16 protein-coding genes and 8 tRNA genes are annotated in these 16,653 nt (G+C 51.4%); 22 read left to right on the forward strand and 2 right to left on the reverse strand.

Going from position 1 to position 16,653, the window contains the following annotated elements; all coding sequences use genetic code 11:
• The first annotated feature begins 152 nt into the window (after nt 1-152).
• The 14 genes from KJS63_RS24005 to KJS63_RS24070 all read left to right on the forward strand — a co-directional run bounded on the left by KJS63_RS24005 (nt 153) and on the right by KJS63_RS24070 (nt 7,002).
• Nucleotides 153-244: transfer RNA gene (locus KJS63_RS24005), tRNA-Ser, on the forward strand.
• 49 nt (nt 245-293) lie between these two features.
• Nucleotides 294-367: transfer RNA gene (locus KJS63_RS24010), tRNA-Met, on the forward strand.
• A gap of 10 nt (nt 368-377) precedes the next feature.
• A tRNA-Val gene (locus KJS63_RS24015) sits at nt 378-453 on the forward strand.
• Nucleotides 454-458: 5 nt separating this feature from the next.
• Nucleotides 459-534: transfer RNA gene (locus tag KJS63_RS24020), tRNA-Thr, on the forward strand.
• A 16-nt stretch (nt 535-550) separates the two neighbouring features.
• A tRNA-Asp gene (locus tag KJS63_RS24025) sits at nt 551-627 on the forward strand.
• Nucleotides 628-705: 78 nt separating this feature from the next.
• A tRNA-Phe gene (locus tag KJS63_RS24030) sits at nt 706-778 on the forward strand.
• 22 nt (nt 779-800) lie between these two features.
• Nucleotides 801-885, forward strand: a tRNA-Tyr gene (locus KJS63_RS24035).
• Between the two features lie 4 nt (nt 886-889).
• Nucleotides 890-962, forward strand: a tRNA-Lys gene (locus KJS63_RS24040).
• A gap of 260 nt (nt 963-1,222) precedes the next feature.
• Entirely contained in the window at nt 1,223-2,347 is a 1,125-nt protein-coding gene (locus KJS63_RS24045; RefSeq protein WP_213621416.1) for a PucR family transcriptional regulator, read from the forward strand.
• A gap of 114 nt (nt 2,348-2,461) precedes the next feature.
• Complete coding sequence (locus KJS63_RS24050; protein WP_068612880.1) at nt 2,462-3,583, forward strand: ABC transporter ATP-binding protein; 1,122 nt, start codon at nt 2,462-2,464, stop codon at nt 3,581-3,583.
• 215 nt (nt 3,584-3,798) lie between these two features.
• Entirely contained in the window at nt 3,799-4,740 is a 942-nt protein-coding gene (hprK, locus tag KJS63_RS24055; protein ID WP_068612883.1) for an HPr(Ser) kinase/phosphatase, read from the forward strand.
• 12 nt (nt 4,741-4,752) lie between these two features.
• On the forward strand, nt 4,753-5,817 hold the full coding sequence (lgt, locus tag KJS63_RS24060; RefSeq protein WP_213621417.1) for a prolipoprotein diacylglyceryl transferase: 1,065 nt from the start codon (nt 4,753-4,755) through the stop codon (nt 5,815-5,817).
• Between the two features lie 7 nt (nt 5,818-5,824).
• On the forward strand, nt 5,825-6,481 hold the full coding sequence (ppaX, locus tag KJS63_RS24065) for a pyrophosphatase PpaX (protein WP_213621418.1): 657 nt from the start codon (nt 5,825-5,827) through the stop codon (nt 6,479-6,481).
• On the forward strand, nt 6,478-7,002 hold the full coding sequence (locus KJS63_RS24070) for an acyltransferase (RefSeq protein ID WP_213621419.1): 525 nt from the start codon (nt 6,478-6,480) through the stop codon (nt 7,000-7,002). The genes ppaX and KJS63_RS24070 overlap by 4 nt, the downstream gene beginning before the upstream one ends.
• 110 nt (nt 7,003-7,112) lie before the next feature.
• Here the strand turns inward: KJS63_RS24070 and KJS63_RS24075 are convergent, their stop codons facing one another.
• Together KJS63_RS24075 and KJS63_RS24080 are read right to left on the reverse strand one after the other, a co-directional pair.
• On the reverse strand, nt 7,113-8,495 hold the full coding sequence (locus tag KJS63_RS24075; protein WP_213621420.1) for a DUF4179 domain-containing protein: 1,383 nt from the start codon (nt 8,493-8,495) through the stop codon (nt 7,113-7,115).
• Nucleotides 8,488-8,874 carry a sigma-70 family RNA polymerase sigma factor gene (locus KJS63_RS24080; RefSeq protein ID WP_306432927.1) on the reverse strand — a complete coding sequence of 129 codons (387 nt, stop codon included), beginning with the start codon at nt 8,872-8,874 and terminating at the stop codon, nt 8,488-8,490. Before KJS63_RS24080 ends, KJS63_RS24075 begins: the two co-directional genes overlap by 8 nt.
• 466 nt (nt 8,875-9,340) lie before the next feature.
• Between KJS63_RS24080 and KJS63_RS24085 the strand changes: the two genes are divergently transcribed.
• The 8 genes from KJS63_RS24085 (at nt 9,341) to hisIE (ending at nt 16,650) form a co-directional block, all read left to right on the forward strand.
• A complete protein-coding gene (locus tag KJS63_RS24085) occupies nt 9,341-10,516 on the forward strand; it encodes an ATP phosphoribosyltransferase regulatory subunit (protein ID WP_213621421.1) in 1,176 nt (391 codons plus the stop codon).
• A gap of 80 nt (nt 10,517-10,596) precedes the next feature.
• Nucleotides 10,597-11,226, forward strand: a complete 630-nt coding sequence (hisG, locus tag KJS63_RS24090) for an ATP phosphoribosyltransferase (protein ID WP_068612903.1) — start codon at nt 10,597-10,599, stop codon at nt 11,224-11,226.
• A 21-nt stretch (nt 11,227-11,247) separates the two neighbouring features.
• On the forward strand, nt 11,248-12,555 hold the full coding sequence (hisD, locus tag KJS63_RS24095) for a histidinol dehydrogenase (RefSeq protein ID WP_213621422.1): 1,308 nt from the start codon (nt 11,248-11,250) through the stop codon (nt 12,553-12,555).
• A 2-nt stretch (nt 12,556-12,557) separates the two neighbouring features.
• Nucleotides 12,558-13,169, forward strand: coding sequence for an imidazoleglycerol-phosphate dehydratase HisB (gene hisB / locus KJS63_RS24100; protein WP_213621423.1), 612 nt, complete (start codon nt 12,558-12,560; stop codon nt 13,167-13,169).
• A 3-nt stretch (nt 13,170-13,172) separates the two neighbouring features.
• Entirely contained in the window at nt 13,173-13,808 is a 636-nt protein-coding gene (hisH, locus tag KJS63_RS24105) for an imidazole glycerol phosphate synthase subunit HisH (RefSeq protein WP_213621424.1), read from the forward strand.
• A gap of 216 nt (nt 13,809-14,024) precedes the next feature.
• On the forward strand, nt 14,025-14,765 hold the full coding sequence (gene hisA, locus KJS63_RS24110) for a 1-(5-phosphoribosyl)-5-[(5-phosphoribosylamino)methylideneamino]imidazole-4-carboxamide isomerase (RefSeq protein WP_213621425.1): 741 nt from the start codon (nt 14,025-14,027) through the stop codon (nt 14,763-14,765).
• Nucleotides 14,766-15,193: 428 nt separating this feature from the next.
• On the forward strand, nt 15,194-15,952 hold the full coding sequence (gene hisF / locus KJS63_RS24115; protein ID WP_213621426.1) for an imidazole glycerol phosphate synthase subunit HisF: 759 nt from the start codon (nt 15,194-15,196) through the stop codon (nt 15,950-15,952).
• On the forward strand, nt 15,949-16,650 hold the full coding sequence (gene hisIE, locus KJS63_RS24120) for a bifunctional phosphoribosyl-AMP cyclohydrolase/phosphoribosyl-ATP diphosphatase HisIE (RefSeq protein WP_213621427.1): 702 nt from the start codon (nt 15,949-15,951) through the stop codon (nt 16,648-16,650). Before hisF ends, hisIE begins: the two co-directional genes overlap by 4 nt.
• Nucleotides 16,651-16,653: the final 3 nt, after the last annotated feature.

Raw genomic sequence — 16,653 nt, forward strand, 5'->3', positions numbered from 1 at the left:
CTGGGGGTGGAAGTGCAGCAATGCATGGAGCTGACCAGTACTAATCGGTCGAGGGCTTATCCAAACAAATACCCGAAGGACGCAGTTCCTAGAAGGGTGCGCAAGTTCGTTTCGTATCTAGTTTTCAAGGATTAATACCTTGATGATGCTTTGGAGAGATACCCAAGTGGCTATAAGGGGACCCTCTGCTAAGGGGTTAGACTGCGTAAGTGGTGCGAGGGTTCGAATCCCTCTCTCTCCGCCATTCCCATAACATGAATGTGGGAGCAGGCATTAGAGGAATGTTTAAATATGGCGGTGTAGCTCAGCTGGCTAGAGCGTACGGTTCATACCCGTGAGGTCGGGGGTTCGATCCCCTCCGCCGCTATTATACATATGGAGGCTTAGCTCAGCTGGGAGAGCATCTGCCTTACAAGCAGAGGGTCGGGGGTTCGATCCCCTCAGCCTCCACCATATGTGCCGGTGTAGCTCAACTGGTAGAGCAACTGACTTGTAATCAGTAGGTTGGGGGTTCAAGTCCTCTCGCCGGCACCATTTTTATGAATATTGCGGAACTGTGGTGTAGAGGCCTAACATGCCTGCCTGTCACGCAGGAGACCGCGGGTTCGAATCCCGTCAGTTCCGCCATTCATTTAAAACTGGAATTTTCCACAGTGAAGTGGGAAGCATAATGTGACCACTTTATTTTTTTTGACCATTTTGTATGGCTCGGTAGCTCAGTCGGTAGAGCAGAGGACTGAAAATCCTCGTGTCGGCGGTTCGATTCCGTCCCGAGCCACTTTATTTTTTTCTAATATCTTGGAGGCTTAGTGAAGTGGCTAAACACGGCAGACTGTAAATCTGCTCTCTACGAGTTCGGTGGTTCGAATCCATCAGCCTCCACCAGTAAGAGCCATTAGCTCAGTTGGTAGAGCACCTGACTTTTAATCAGGGTGTCGAAGGTTCGAGTCCTTCATGGCTCATCTTAGAAGACCGTTAATCTTAATAGGATTAACGGTCTTTTTGTTATTGGCTTTAACTAGTTAAGCACGCGAAGCGTGGGAAAAAACCACCTGCTATGCGGGTGGAGGGAACTAGATTTTGACCAACAAGACCAAGGGCCAAGCACCAAGCACTAAGCACCGAGCCGCCAGGTGAAGTGGCCGGATGGGATATGCTACAATAAGAGGTAATCATCTTGCTTAGCTTATATAATGACATAGCTTAGAAAGGCGTCTTGATTATGGACATACAATTAGTGAGAGAGAAGCTTGAACGAGTTGTAGGGGATTCTGTAGAGCAAAGGGATCTATCTCTTAAGGAATGGTCTTCTTGGGCTAAAGCCGCGAAGGCAGGTAATGAGGTGTCAGGTACTACTGCGGTAATCAAGGGAAAACGCTTATTCATTCCCTGGAATCAGTCAGAGGCCGGTATAACCGGGTTTGAAATGGATGCCAAAGTGGTTACGGAATCGGAAATCAGGCTGATTGAGCTTGTGGTTGAAGCTGCCCGCGGAGCGGGATTCAGTAATGTAATCTCATCCCCTGGAGATGAAGAAGAGCGAAATACCCGGCTTGGCCAATGGATTCAAGCACAGCTGGATCGAGGACTTTTGCATGAGGAAATTCCGGACCAGCTTAATTTAAAGTCCAGGCTTACCGGTACCATGGTCCCTTTTCTCCTAAGTTATGAGAACCGGACACATCGGGATCTTACTTATAAACAGCTGAATAAGCTGCTGCAGAGTTATTTTGACGGAGATATCACGTTGGTTCCACTTCCAGGCAGCCGAGAGTGGCTGATTTTGGTTGGAGAATCTTTGTTAAATGGGTTTAAGGAAGAGAGCGATGAAGGGCAGGATACCGAACGGGGCATGCTGTATGATCTGTGCCAGGGGGTCTATGAACTGATTTCCAACGAGTGGGGCGGCACCTCCCATCTGTCTGTTCTTGACCCCATTACACCGCTGCAATCTCTAACCAGCGCAGTATCCCTATTAAGAGAGTCCTTGCAGCTTGGACGTCTATTTCATCTGACAGAACATATTCATTTACCATGGGCACTGTATTTGGAACGGCTGATCTACAGCATTCCTGATGAGCAGCGCAGACAGTTCCTGGATCAGACGGTGCCTCATGCAAGCTCCACGGTATTTACCGATAATGAGACTTTGTCCACACTGGAGACGTTCTTCCAATTGGATTGTAATGTTAGTGAGACAGCTAAGCGGTTATACATTCACCGCAATACGCTCCTGTACCGGATGGATAAGATCAAGCAGGAGACCGGACTTGATGTGCGCAGCTTTCAAGATGCAGTTCTTGTGAAGTTGACCTTATTATTGTGTAAAGTGACGAAAAGGAAATAGGTTTTTTGTGCAGTTTGTGTATGGCGGTCTATTGGCCTTTAGTTTAATATAAGAATAGAAATGTATCCGATTACATTATTGCTATTATAAAAAATGCTTAGGGGGCAATTATTCATGGCTGGTGTACGCTTAGAGCACATTTACAAGAAATACGCTGGAGCTGAAAAGGCTACTGTTATGGACGTTAACTTGGACATCAAAGACAAGGAGTTCCTTGTATTGGTTGGTCCTTCCGGTTGCGGTAAGTCCACAACCCTTCGTATGATCGCAGGTCTTGAAGAGATTTCTGAAGGTAAATTGTACATTGGTGACCGCGTAGTGAACGATGTGGCACCGAAAGATCGTGACATCGCAATGGTATTCCAATCCTATGCATTGTATCCACATATGAACGTATACCAGAACATGGCGTTTGGTCTGAAGCTTCGTAAAGTGAAGAAGGAAGAAATCGACCAGCGTGTTCGTGAAGCAGCTAAAATTCTAGACATCACTCATTTGCTTGACCGCAAACCGAAAGCACTTTCCGGTGGTCAGCGTCAGCGTGTGGCCCTGGGCCGTGCGATTGTCCGTGATCCACAAGTCTTCCTTATGGATGAGCCTCTCTCCAACTTGGATGCAAAGCTGCGCGGTCAGATGCGTGCTGAGATTACAAAGCTGGTTAAGCGTCTTGAAACCACTTGTATCTATGTAACGCATGACCAAATCGAGGCTATGACGATGGGTGACCGTATCGTCGTTATGCATGACGGTATTATTCAACAAGCAGCTTCCCCAGAAGAACTGTACAACCAACCAACCAACATCTTTGTTGCTGGTTTCATTGGTTCCCCAACCATGAACTTTGTTACAGGCACACTTTCCGAAGCTAACGGTGCTGTTCATTTCAAAGCAAACGGTCTGGACGTTGAAGTACCACAAGGCAAAGCCATTACTCTCAAAGAAAAAGGCTATGTAGGCAAAGAGGTCATTATGGGTATTCGTCCTGAGGACATTCATGAAGAGCCTGTATTCCTGGAAGCTTCCCCGCATACTATCTTTAATGCAAGTGTATTCCTGACTGAGAACATCGGTCACGAAATGCAGCTTCATTTGAGCGGTGTTGGCAATGACACTGTAATCGCGCGCGTAGATGGACGCTCCAGAACCCGTGAGGGAGATCAAGTTAAACTGGCTATCGATATGAACAAAATTCATATCTTTGATAAAGACTCGGAATTGAACGTATTCTTCAACTAAGAGGAATAATCAAGCCGAAACCGCCCTTCGGGGCGGTTTTTTTGTAACCGGGAACGGGCGCGGGTGAGAATAGTTGATATGCTGTGTCCCTTGCAGTGATTGATTTACCAGGCAATATCCTTTACGATAAATACAATGTACTGAAGTTGTTCCATTTATCCTAATTTAGTGTAGAGAACTTCAGTGTGGCCGACAGGTAGAAAGGAAGAACACGTATGGCTAAAAAGGTAAAAGTATCTGAGCTCGTGAATCAATTCGGGTTGGAGGTCCTATCCGGAGAGCAGGGCCTGAAACGGGCTATTACTGTAGATGATCTGTACCGTCCGGGCCTGGAGCTGGCAGGATATTTTGAGTATCATCCATCGGAACGTGTACAAATATTAGGAAAGACTGAACTCGCTTTCTATACAATGCTGCCAGAGAAGGAACGCAAGGACCGCATTGAAAGATTATGTCAAAGCCCGATTACCCCATGCATCATTATCACCAGAGGCTTGGATGTGCCGAAAGAGATGGTGGAGATTGGGGAGACAAGAGAAATCCCAATTCTACGCAGCAGTATGGCTACAACCATTCTGTCTAGCCGAATTACCGGATTCTTGGAGCGCAAGCTCGCTCCTACGGCAACCATTCACGGGGTGCTTGTAGATGTGTATGGGGTGGGTATGCTGATTACAGGCTCAAGCGGGATTGGTAAAAGTGAAACCGCACTAGAGCTGGTTAAACGCGGCCACCGTCTAATTGCCGATGATGCCGTTGAAATCCGTCAAACCTCGGATAATCAGCTTCACGGGTCAGCCCCTGAGCTAATCCGTCACCTGCTTGAAATCCGTGGTGTCGGTATTATTAATGTAATGACCCTTTTTGGTGCGGGAGCGATCCGTAATAACAAGAGAATCACCCTCGTTGTCCGCCTGGAGGCGTGGCAGCAGGAGAAACAGTACGACCGTCTGGGTCTGGATGAAGAGACAACAAGAATTATCGACACCGACGTGCCGCTTGCTACAATCCCAGTTCGTCCAGGGCGAAATCTGGCTGTAATTATTGAAGTGGCCGCTATGAACTTCAGACTGAAGCGGATGGGCTATAATGCCGCATTGCAGTTCACTACAAAACTCACCGAGACTATTGCGGAAGATGTAGACGATTTGGATTAGGAGCGTGTGTGGATGGAAACGTTGTTATTAAATCCGGTCGCTTTTTCCATTGGGGAGCTTCATGTCCGGTGGTATGGCCTGATTCTGGGCACAGCGGCTCTTGTTGGCCTGCTGCTTGCCGTTCGGGAAGGGAAGCGGTTCGGGATTCCGCCTGAGTTCTTCATGGATCTCGTGCTGTTTGGAGTGCCTTCTGCCATTATTGGGGCACGGATTTATTTTGTGGCCTTTAAATGGGAAGATTATAAGAACAACCTCTGGGATGTGTTCAAAATCTGGGAGGGCGGCATAGCCATCTATGGCGCACTGATTGGTGCTATTATATGTGCCGTCATTTATGTAAGGCGTAAAGGCTATAATTTCTGGCGGATCGCGGATATTTGCGCGCCAGGGCTGATCGTCGGCCAGTTAATCGGCCGTTGGGGCAACTATGTGAACCAGGAAGCTTATGGCGGTCCTACCACAGAGACGTTCCTTCGCGATCATCTGCACCTGCCGTCTTTTATTGTGGATCAAATGAATGTTCAAGGTGTATTCCACCATCCGACCTTTCTGTACGAGTCGTTATGGAACCTGGTTGGCTTAGTCCTGCTATTCGTGCTGCGGCGCCAGAAGTTCCTTCGTGCCGGCGAGCTGTTTATGTCCTACTTTATTTGGTATTCAATCGGAAGATTCTTTATCGAAAGACTGCGTACGGACAGCCTGGCCTTCAAAGGACCGGACTGGCTTGCATCGTTCGTGGATGCTTTGTGGGCGCCAATGAAGGCTCTAGGCTTCGAACCTGGAGCGCTGGACCCGCAATACGGTAATGTCCGCATTTCTCAATTGCTGGCGATCCTCATCATCATCGCGGCCATTGTACTGATGATTTACCGTCGTAAGACAGGAAAGGCTGATGCACGTTATAGTGACCCGATTATCCGGACTAAGGGAATGGGGGATGATCATCTGCCTGAGTCTCAAATCACCGAGAGAGAAGAGACCCATCATTCTACAGCAGCAGACCGGCCTGTTTCTGCAGAACCGGATAAACAGAGAGAGATAGAAGAAAGCATCAAACCAGAGGATAAAAAGGAGTAGCCACCCAATGATTGAAACCGTACTGTTTGATTTGGATGGAACGATTGTAAATACGAATGAGCTGATTATCAGCTCATTTCTTCATGTGATGAATAAGCACTATCCAGAGTCCCCAATTACCCGTGAGCAGATGATCCCTTATATGGGACTGACCTTGGAGCACCAGCTTCATCAGTTTACAGGCAGAGAGGATGTGGCTGAGCTTGTCACGGACTATCGGGCTTACAATAAACTGCATCACGATGCGCTGGTTCAGGAGTTCCCCCATGTGCACGAAGTGATGACCCGACTGCATGAAAAGGGCATCACTATGGGTGTAGTCACCACCAAGATAAGGCCATCAACCATACTTGCACTGGAAACCTTTGACCTGCTGAAGTTTATGAAGGAAATTGTCACGCTGAACGATGTGGAGCACCCTAAGCCGCATCCGGAGCCGGTGCTTACCGCGATCAAGCGACTGGGTGCCAATCCCAAGACCACCCTGATGGTAGGGGATAGCCCGGCTGATTTGCAGTCTGCACGGGCGGCAGGTGTGAAATCCGCTGCTGTGGCTTGGTCGCTGAAAGGTCCAGAAGTACTTAAGAAATATGAACCTGATTATATTCTTAACGACATGACCGACTTATACGGTGTGCTCGGAATGGAGTCTGAAGTGAAGTGAGGAAGGTTACCCGTTATCCGGTAGAAGGGCCGAATGCACTTTGGCAGCTGTACCGGACGGTAAGTCCTTGGAAAGGCGTCTGGAATTTCATTGTCATTCAGCTGACGCGGTACTGCCCTATTCTTCCGCTAAAGAACTGGATGTACCGCAAGCTTCTGCGCATGCGGGTGGGGGAGCATACCGCTTTTGGCCTGATGGTGATGGTGGATGTGTTCTTTCCAGAGAAAATTACGATCGGCCACAACTCTGTGATTGGTTACAATACTACGATTCTAGCTCATGAATACCTGATTAAGGAATATCGCTTGGGCGAGGTAGTGATCGGAGATGAAGTACTGATTGGAGCCAATACAACAATTCTTCCGGGTGTAACGATTGGAGACGGGGCTGTTGTGGCCGCAGGTTCCATCGTTCACAAGGACGTTGAAGCGGGCAGCTTCGTTGGCGGTAACCCGCTGCGGGTGCTCCAGCGGAAGAGTCCGGAGAAGGAGGCACTGGTTGCGGAGGGTCAAACGGAATAGTGAGGTAGACAAAAAGAAGGAGCACATGAGAATTCACGTGCTCCTTTTTTCTAATTGTCCAAGGTACAAGACCATCGCTCGTGTGCCTGTTTTCTTAAGGTCCCTGCTGACTACTGTCCCGTTACGGAAAATGACTGTAAATAATCATTGCCCGGATACTGGGAGAGCCGGAAAGTCAAGGGCTCGGCATACTTCCCGGTCTGTATATAAACAGGATAGACCTGCTCATCCTGAGCCTGGGTTCTAACACTGATATACCCGGTTGGCAGTTCCATCGTTGGTGCCCGGTTAGTGGACAGTTTGTGCAGTTCGCCATTGGCATCCATAAAGTCGCGTATCAATAACGGAGTCTGCTCCTGCGAAGGTCTGTTCTTAGCTGAGAAAGAGAGAGAAATCTCGGTAACCTCCCCAATTTGAGTGATGTGATTCAGATGCAGACGCTCATCAGGAGCCCCGATAAGCTTCTGTTCACTGGTATCGATGACGATATTAAGATCATTTCCAAGTGATTCTTCAATCCCTTTAGCCCCAAAGATCAATTGTGAGAACTGATCGTAGTAAATACTATCGAAATACAATCGGTAAGGGCCTTTATTGTTGACCAAGTGATACAGATACTTGATGTCTGAAGTTTCATGAGCCGATTTCAGCATCAGGGAAGGGGAGATAAACCTTATAATATTGTTGTTGTCAGCGTCATAATCAATGGTGATCTCTGTGCTTAATGGGTAAAGGTTAGCCCTCTTTACTTGGAAGCCGTGGTTATGAATACTTACAAACTGGTTGAAATCGGCGGTTCTGACTAGGCTTCTGAACTTTGTGGTATCAAGTACGATAGGCAGACTCAAGATATGGGTATCTGTGCTGCTCCCTTGGCTCCAACCGCTTTCAAAGTTGAAGGAGCCGGGCGTATTAAGGCCAAGAAAGTTCAATGTCAGAAATCCCTGCTTCTGAGCGCTGAGTTGTTCGGTAGGAACCGAGTTATCGTAAGGTATGCTTTGAATATTATATTTATCCTTCACATTGAAGAATTTCAGTTTGATCGGTTCTGCATTTGCCACATTCTCCGTTCTGTAAAAAACAATGGCCTGCAAATTGTCAGCCAGCACCCCATCCACCGTCAATTTATAACCGTCCTTCTCTACGGTCTGGCTTATTGGCTGATACAGCCCATGGTTGGCAGCCGTAAGCCATACCGGGTTGCCCTGAATTGCAGCGGTGACATAGTCGGGTGCGGTGAATTGGATATTCGCTGCCGCAGGGGCGGTTCCTAAATGCCCTATACGAAAAATTAGAACAATCATTAGACAGAACGCCAAGGTCCCTGCCACAGAGCCGAATCTGCGGAAGTATACCTTCTTTTGACGAGCCAGGTTGGCCCGTTCGATGCCTCGGTTCACGGCATCATTCAGGTTGAATGCACTGACGCGCTGCTCAGCAATCCGGGCTTCCTGAAAATAATCACGAAGCATTTTTTCCTCTTGATCAGCCATGATACACCTCCCCTCCCCGTTCCATCTGTCCACGAAGCTGTTTCAACCCCTGATGAATCCAGGTCTTAATCGTTCCTTCCGGTTTGTCCAAAATTCTAGCGATTTCAGGAACCGTCATCTCCTGATAATATTTGAGCATCAAAGCATGCCGGTATTTGGGCTTCATCCGGTCCATCGCTTCCTCCAGATCAAGCTTATATACATTCACCATTTCACTGCTGCTGTCGTGTGGCTCCATGGGCATAGGCCTCAGCCGTTTGCGTCTGCGCTGCTCATCGATACAGCAGTTAATTAAGATCCGGAACAGCCAGGGGACAAAATGATCGGGGTCCTTAAGCTTGGAGCATTTCATCCAGGCACGGTATACCGTCTCCTGCACGGTCTCCAGCGCGTCCGCCTCATTGCGCAGGTACTGAAGGCAATGCCGTAGAGCTTTCGTTTTTGACTATCGATGAGTGCATGAAACGCCTTTTCGTCCCCTCTGCATGCATCGGCGGCCCATTGTTTCTCTTCCACCGTTAGGCCTCCTTTAATTAGGTTCGGTACGCGGTATATCTATATGACGTGCGAGATGGGAGAATCGTTTTATAAAAATAATTTACAGTAAAAGGGATTTTAAGAAGAGGTCAGCTTGGAGTAATTTACTACCCCTGAGGGCAGCATGGTAAAATAAGGGCAGTGCGCCTTGAATTCGATAATTCATAGTGCAACTAGCCTTGAATAGGGGAATCTTATTGACGCTGTAAGGAAGGATATGATAAGATATCCCATATTCTTTAATTTGGTAGCATGGTAGTGCTTTACCATGATAAAATATAAAAAGAAGCTGACAAGAGGTGATCGGGTTGTCTAAACCGAAAGGATTTGAGAAACCAGCCGGCGTCCGGGACTATCTGCCCTATGCGGTGGAACGCCTGCGTGCGATTGAACGAAGTGTGCTGGACTGCATGAAGGGCTGGGGGTACCGCCAGATTATGACTCCGACCATGGAGTACTACGATACCGTGGGTGTGGCGAGTTCCACTTCGGACCAGAAGCTGTTTAAGCTGCTCAACAACCGGGGAACAACGATGGTTCTCCGTTCTGATATGACTTCCCCGATCGCGAGAGTTGTCTCTTCACTGTTAAAAGAAGAGCCGCTTCCTATCCGGCTGTCCTATCACGCGAACGTCTACCGTGCAATTGAAGAGGAGGCGGGAAGAGAGTCGGAATTCTTCCAGACCGGGGTCGAACTGGTCGGTGACGACTCCCCGGAAGCGGATGCTGAGGTTGTAGCATTGGCTGTAGCGTCCCTGCGGGCTGCCGGCGTAAGCACATTCAAAATTGCCCTTGGTCATGTGGGCTTCTTGAATGGACTGCTGGAGGAGGCTGTGCCTGGGGCTGAAGAGGCCCGGGAATTGCTCAAGCAGGGTCTGCTCCGGCGTGATTATGTGGGATACCGCGAGACGGTGTCCAGGCTGGATATATCCGCCGAGCAGAAGGAGGAGCTTCAGGGAATCCTCCGGCTTCGCGGGGGTCGGGAAGTATGCAGCGAGGCCAAGCAGCTCAGCTCCAGTAAGTTGGCTCAGGATTCGATCGACCACTTGTGCAGGGTATGGGATGCGCTTGAGGATTACGGTGTGGCTGAACACGTGCTGATTGATTTAACTATGATTGGCGATTTCTCTTATTACACAGGGCTTATATTTGAAGGTTATGCTGCAGAGCTGGGATTCCCGGTATGCAGTGGCGGCCGTTACGACAACCTTCTTCAGCAGTTTGGCCGACCCGTGCCGGCAACAGGCTTCGCACTGAAGACCAATCGGATTCTGGACGGTGTTGATGGAATCCAAACCGCGCGGGAGCTGCCAGTACTTGTCCAGTATACCGCGGAGGGCCGTAAAGCAGCCCTTCAGGAAGCCAGCCGTCTGCGGAGCAGCGGAGGCATCGTGGTCACCCGGCATGTGCTTACCCAGGATGACCTGGTTGCATTGACGGAAGCGGCAGGGAAATATGCTGATGTTATCAGCTTTACGGGTTGATTAGGCGTAAGCCAGAGCCTGTAAGGTTCTACATATCTTTTAACTACAGAATAAACAGTGTAGAGAGGAGTTGATCCTATATGGCAGAAATTATAAAGGTAGCTATGCCGAAAGGCCGAATATACAAAAAGGCGTCCGCCTTGTTCCGGGAAGCCGGGCTTAACATCCCATTGGATGTGGATGAGACTCGTAAGCTGGTCATTCCACTACCTGAGGTGGGAATGGAGTTCATTCTGGCCAAACCGGTTGATGTGCCAACCTATGTGGAATACGGGGTGGCTGACATTGGTATTGTTGGCAAGGACGTGCTGATGGAAGAGAAGCGGGATGTCTACGAGCTTCTGGATTTAGGGATCGCCCGCTGCCGGATGTCCGTGATCGCACTCCCGGATTGGCAGCCGGGGATTCAGCAGCGTGTGGCGACCAAATATCCGGCCATAGCTTCCCAGTATTTCCGGGAACAAGGGCAGCAGGTGGAGGTCATCAAGCTGAATGGTTCAATCGAGCTTGCGCCGTTGATCGGGCTGGCCGACCGGATTGTAGACATGGTAGAGACTGGGCAGACCCTTCGCGAGAACGGGCTTGTGGAGATGGAACGTATCTTCGATATTACGAGCCGCCTGGTGGCGAACCGGGTGAGCTACCGGATGAAAAATGCGGAAATTCAGCGCATCTGTGACGCACTTCAGAATGTAATTGGTGTAGTCTAGTGAGGCGAGGGGGAATAGCAAATGAGAATACTTCCGGCAGAGGAATTTGATCTGCGGCGTGAGGTGGAGTACGGATCGCCGGAGCAGAATGAGGCTGTAAGGCAAATTGTATCCGATGTAAAAAAAGAAGGCGATGCCGCCCTGCTGCGGTATACCGAACGTTTTGACGGCATGAGGCTGACACCTTCCGGTCTCAGGGTGACCGGAGACGAGCTGAAGGCGGCTTACGCCCAGGTGGAGCCCTCCTTCGTAACAGCGATCGCCGCAGCTGCGGCAAACATCCGGTCTTTCCATGAGAAGCAGAAGCGCAACTCTTGGATGGACCTGCAGCCGGATGGCAGTATTCTCGGCCAGATTATCCGGCCGCTGAAGCGGGTTGGTGTCTATGTGCCGGGTGGCAAGGCTGCTTATCCCTCCTCGGTGTTGATGAATGTCATTCCCGCCCAAGTGGCGGGTGTGCCTGAGATTGTGATGGTCACACCGCCGGCAACCGGCGGGAAGGAAGGGATCGACCCGTATATCCTCGTCGCCGCAGCAGAGGCTGGCGTAAGTGAGATCTACCGGGTCGGCGGCGCTCAGGCGATTGCCGCCTTGGCCTACGGCACCGATACGATCGAGCCGGTAGACAAGATCTGCGGGCCGGGCAACATCTTCGTCGCGCTGGCGAAGCGCGAGGTGTACGGCGCGGTCGACATCGACAGCATCGCCGGCCCGAGTGAAATCGCCGTGCTGGCGGACGACAGCGCCGACCCGGCCTATGTGGCCGCCGACCTGCTGTCCCAAGCCGAACATGACGAGATGGCTTCTGCCATTCTCGTCACTACCTCGGCGGACTTCGCCAAGGCGTGCCAAGCGGAAGTGCAGCGCCAGCTCGCGGAGCTGCCGCGGCGGGCGATTGCCGCCGCTTCCATAGAGCGCTATGGCGTGATCTTGGTCGTGGATTCCATCCAGGAAGGAATCCACGTTATTAACCGGCTGGCGCCAGAGCACTTGGAGCTGATGATCGAGGAGCCGATGGCCTACCTCGGTCTTGTGGAGAATGCCGGGGCGATCTTCCTTGGCCCGTACAGCTCGGAGCCGATAGGGGATTATTTTGCGGGACCGAATCATATTATTCCGACTAACGGCACAGCCAGATTCTCTTCACCGGTGGATGTGGATGATTTCATTAAGAAATCGAGCATGATTTATTACAGCAAACAGGCCCTGCTTGAGAACGGGGATACAATTATAGAGCTTGCCCGCAGGGAAGGGCTGGAGGGCCATGCAAGAGCGATAGAGATCAGGCTTCAGCAGGAAGCGAAGTCATATAGGAAGGGTGGCGAATAAAAATGACGACAACAAACGGAGCAAGTGGCGCACGCCAAGCAAGCATCAGCCGGAAGACGAATGAGACGGATATCAAGCTTGAATTCGCAATCGACGGGACTGGACAGTCCCAGTTGGAGACGGACGTTCCTTTTCTGAACCATATGCTTGACCTGTTCACGAAGCACGGTCAGTTCAATCTTACGGTAGATGGCAAGGGCGATATCGAAATCGATGATCATCATACGGTAGAGGACATCGGCATCTGCCTCGGCCATACAATTCTTGAGGCACTCGGGGACAAAAAAGGAATCAAGCGTTATGCCAACGTGTTCATACCCATGGATGAAGCCCTAGCCCAGGTTGTGATTGATATCAGCGGCCGCCCGCACTTCGAATATCGTGCGCAGTATCCTTCAGCCCAGGTTGGCAGCTTCTCCGTGGAATTGGTGCAGGAATTCCTCTGGAAGCTAGCGCTGGAAGCCCGCATTACGCTTCATGTCATTGTGCATTACGGACAGAACACACACCACATGATTGAGGCGGTATTCAAAGCGCTTGGGCGTGCGCTGGATGAGGCTACAAGCCTCGACCCGCGTGTGACCGGCGTGCCTTCAACGAAAGGAGTGCTGTAACCCGTGACCATCGCCATTGTCGATTATGGAATGGGCAATCTGCACAGTGTCAGCAAGGCCTGTGAGCGTCTGGGGTTTAAAGCGGTTGTGACCGGTGACCCGGCGGCCATCCTGAATGCCAGCGGTGTGCTGCTGCCGGGTGTAGGGGCCTTCGGCGATGCGATGGATCATCTTCGCGAGAGCGGGCTGGACAGCGTCGTCCGGGAGGCTGCCGGAGCGGGCAAGCCGCTGCTTGGTATTTGCTTAGGGATGCAGCTGCTTTTTGATTCCAGCGAGGAGCACGGGGCTCACCAGGGCCTCGGCATCCTGCCTGGGCGGGTGCTGCGGTTCGAAGGCGGCGCTTATAAAGTGCCGCATATGGGCTGGAACAAGCTGGAGTATGTGAATAGTGACGGCCCGTTGTTCTTGGGGTTGGAAGAAGGGCACGTCTATTTCGTGCATTCTTACCATGTCCTGCCGGAGCGTCAGGAGGATCTGCTTGCCGTAACGGACTACGGACATCCGGTGACCGCGGTTGTTGGCCATGGGAATGTGTTCGGCATGCAGTTCCACCCGGAGAAAAGCGGAGAGATGGGCATGTCGCTGCTGCGTAATTTTCTTGCTTTTGCAGAAGGCGGACAGCAGGGACAGGCCGGCTAAGTCTGAGCAGGAACAACGAGCTTAGGCCCAGAACTTTGGAAAGCGATGTCGGGAATGGGGATTCGGAAATCAGAATTCGGCAAAGCTTGCCTCATTCTATGCTCACCGTGTGCGGGCCGCCACCTTTCTGTAGACGAGTACTTGCTTTAGATAAGATGAGCAGTAATCAGCCGCCTCATGGGCGGCTTCATTCATAGATTATAGGGGGAAGTGTACATGTCTTCTTTTATCATTTATCCGGCTATTGATATCCGGGACGGCAAGTGTGTCCGTCTTGTACAGGGGGATTATGCCCGCGAGACCATCTATAATGACAACCCGGTGGAGGTCGCCAAGTCTTGGGAGGCTCAGGGCGGAGAGTACATTCACCTCGTTGATCTTGATGGAGCTAAGGCCGGGCATCCGGTGAATGATGAGCTGATCGGGCAGATTGCCCGAAGCGTACAGGTGCCGGTCCAGGTTGGCGGCGGAATCCGGACCGTCTCGGATGTGGAGCGGCTGCTTGGCCTTGGCGTTAGCCGCTTGATTCTTGGCACAGCGGCTATTGAAGACCGCCAGTTCACCGAGGCGGTGCTTGGACAGTATGGCGATAAGGTCGCCATTGGGATCGATGCCAGGGATGGCTTTGTGGCGACACGCGGTTGGCTGGAGACCTCAGAGGTGCAGGCGGAAGTGCTGGCCAAAGAGCTCGCTGGCAAGGGGGCACAGACGTTTATTTTCACGGACATCTCCCGCGATGGCATGATGCAGGGGCCTAACGTGGATGCGATCCGGGCTCTTGCACAGGCTTCGGGACGTACAGTCATTGCGTCAGGAGGCGTAACGGTCCAGGAGGATCTTATCAAGCTGGCTGCTTATGCGGATCAAGGCATCGGAGGGGCTATTGTCGGCAAAGCGCTCTACACAGGCAGCGTGGACTTGGCTCAGGCGATTCAAGCGCTGAAAGGCAGAGGCTGAGGGAAGCTCTGGGGCGAACGCAAGAGGCTACGGTAGGGCCGTATGAGGTTCTGAACGGAAGACGTGAGAGGTTCTGGAGGTAGGCTTGAAGATGTGAACAACTGCATAGGGGTGCGGTAGCAAAGCCGTAAAAGGTGTAAAGCCGTAAAGGTGTGTAAAATAGTGCCTGGCAAGTCCTGTCCATCCCTCAAAAAGCAAGGTCTATCTTCGGGCCGGGCTGCGTTTACGTTAGATATGCTTGGTTCAATTAGGCTTGCATCTCTTACATGTACCTTGGTCTTAATTATGCTTAAGGCCCAGGTCCAGGCTGAATTGACGTTCCCTCTTCAGGCACTAATTAGCTACTCCTGCTGTTAGGCCGCCTAACAATGAAGTATTAACGATATCCATGAGATGAATATAGAGACGGTACAGAAAGGAAGAGAAGTATGCTGACCAAGCGGATAATTCCTTGCCTGGATGTGAAGGACGGACGGGTGGTAAAGGGTGTTAACTTTGTGAACCTTCGGGATGCTGGAGATCCGGTGGAACTCGCCGCTCTATATGACCGGGAGGGGGCCGACGAGCTGGTCTTTCTGGACATCTCGGCTTCGAACGAAGGCCGGGCGACGATGATTGAAGTGGTGCGGCAGACAGCCGGGGAGATTTCTATTCCTTTCACGGTCGGTGGCGGAATCTCCCAAGTGGAGGATATGAAGCGGATTCTGCGGGCGGGTGCCGACAAGATCGGCATTAACACGGCGGCAATTGTAAATCCTGACCTGATCTCCGACGGAGCAAGGCGCTTCGGTTCCCAGTGTATTGTGGTGGCGGTTGATGCCAAGTTCAATGACGCCTGGGGAGAATGGGAGGTCTATACCCATGGCGGTCGCAAGCCTACCGGTATCCGCGCCCTGGAGTGGGTGAAGGAAGCCGAGTCCCGCGGGGCGGGTGAGATTCTGCTGACCAGCATGGATGCGGACGGGACGAAGGACGGTTTCGATCTCCCGCTTACCCGGGCGGTAAGCAGTCTGGTCGGAATACCGGTTATCGCCTCTGGTGGAGCCGGGAACAAAGAACATTTCTATAATGTGTTCACGGAGGGTCAGGCGGATGCGGCACTGGCGGCAACGATTTTTCATTATAAGGAGATTGCGGTGCCGGACTTGAAGCAAGATTTGAAAGCCAGAGGAGTGGTGATACGATGAGTCAACCTTTAGAGCAGCAGTTTCCTCTTGAGGAGCTGCAGAAGACGATCCAGTGGGATGCACAAGGGCTGGTGCCTGCGGTCGTACAGGACGAGGCCACCAAGGATGTGCTTATGGTCGCGTATATGAATCGTGAGTCACTGGCCAAGTCTGTGGAGACTGGGGAGACCTGGTTCTGGAGCCGCTCGAGGCAGGAGCTGTGGCACAAAGGCGCCACCTCCGGGAATACCCAGCAAATTGCGGATCTCCGGTATGACTGTGACGGGGACACCCTGCTTGTGCTGGTGAGAAGAAACGGTCCAGCCTGCCATACTGGCGAGGATACCTGCTTCTACCGCTCAGCTGCGAAGGCCGGGGACGTGAGCCCAGCCGCCCCGTCCACTTCCCATGCTGGGGAAGGGCGTTTTGCGGTGTTGGGTGAGCTGGAGCAGATCATTAAGGAGCGTTATGAAGCGCGCCCTGAGGGGGCTTATACCACCTATTTGTTTGAAAAAGGCATCGATAAGATTCTGAAGAAAGTTGGCGAAGAGACGGCCGAGTCGATCATAGCCGCCAAGAATGGGGACAATGACGAGCTGCGTCTGGAAGTCAGCGATCTGCTGTACCATCTGCTTGTCCTGCTGCGTGAGCGGAACCTTCCTCTGGATGACATTATGAGCGAGCTGGACCGCCGTCATGAGCGTCCGCGGCGCGATTAGAGC

Source organism: Paenibacillus sp. J22TS3 (genome assembly GCF_018403205.1).
GTDB classification, from domain to species: domain Bacteria; phylum Bacillota; class Bacilli; order Paenibacillales; family Paenibacillaceae; genus Fontibacillus; species Fontibacillus tuaregi.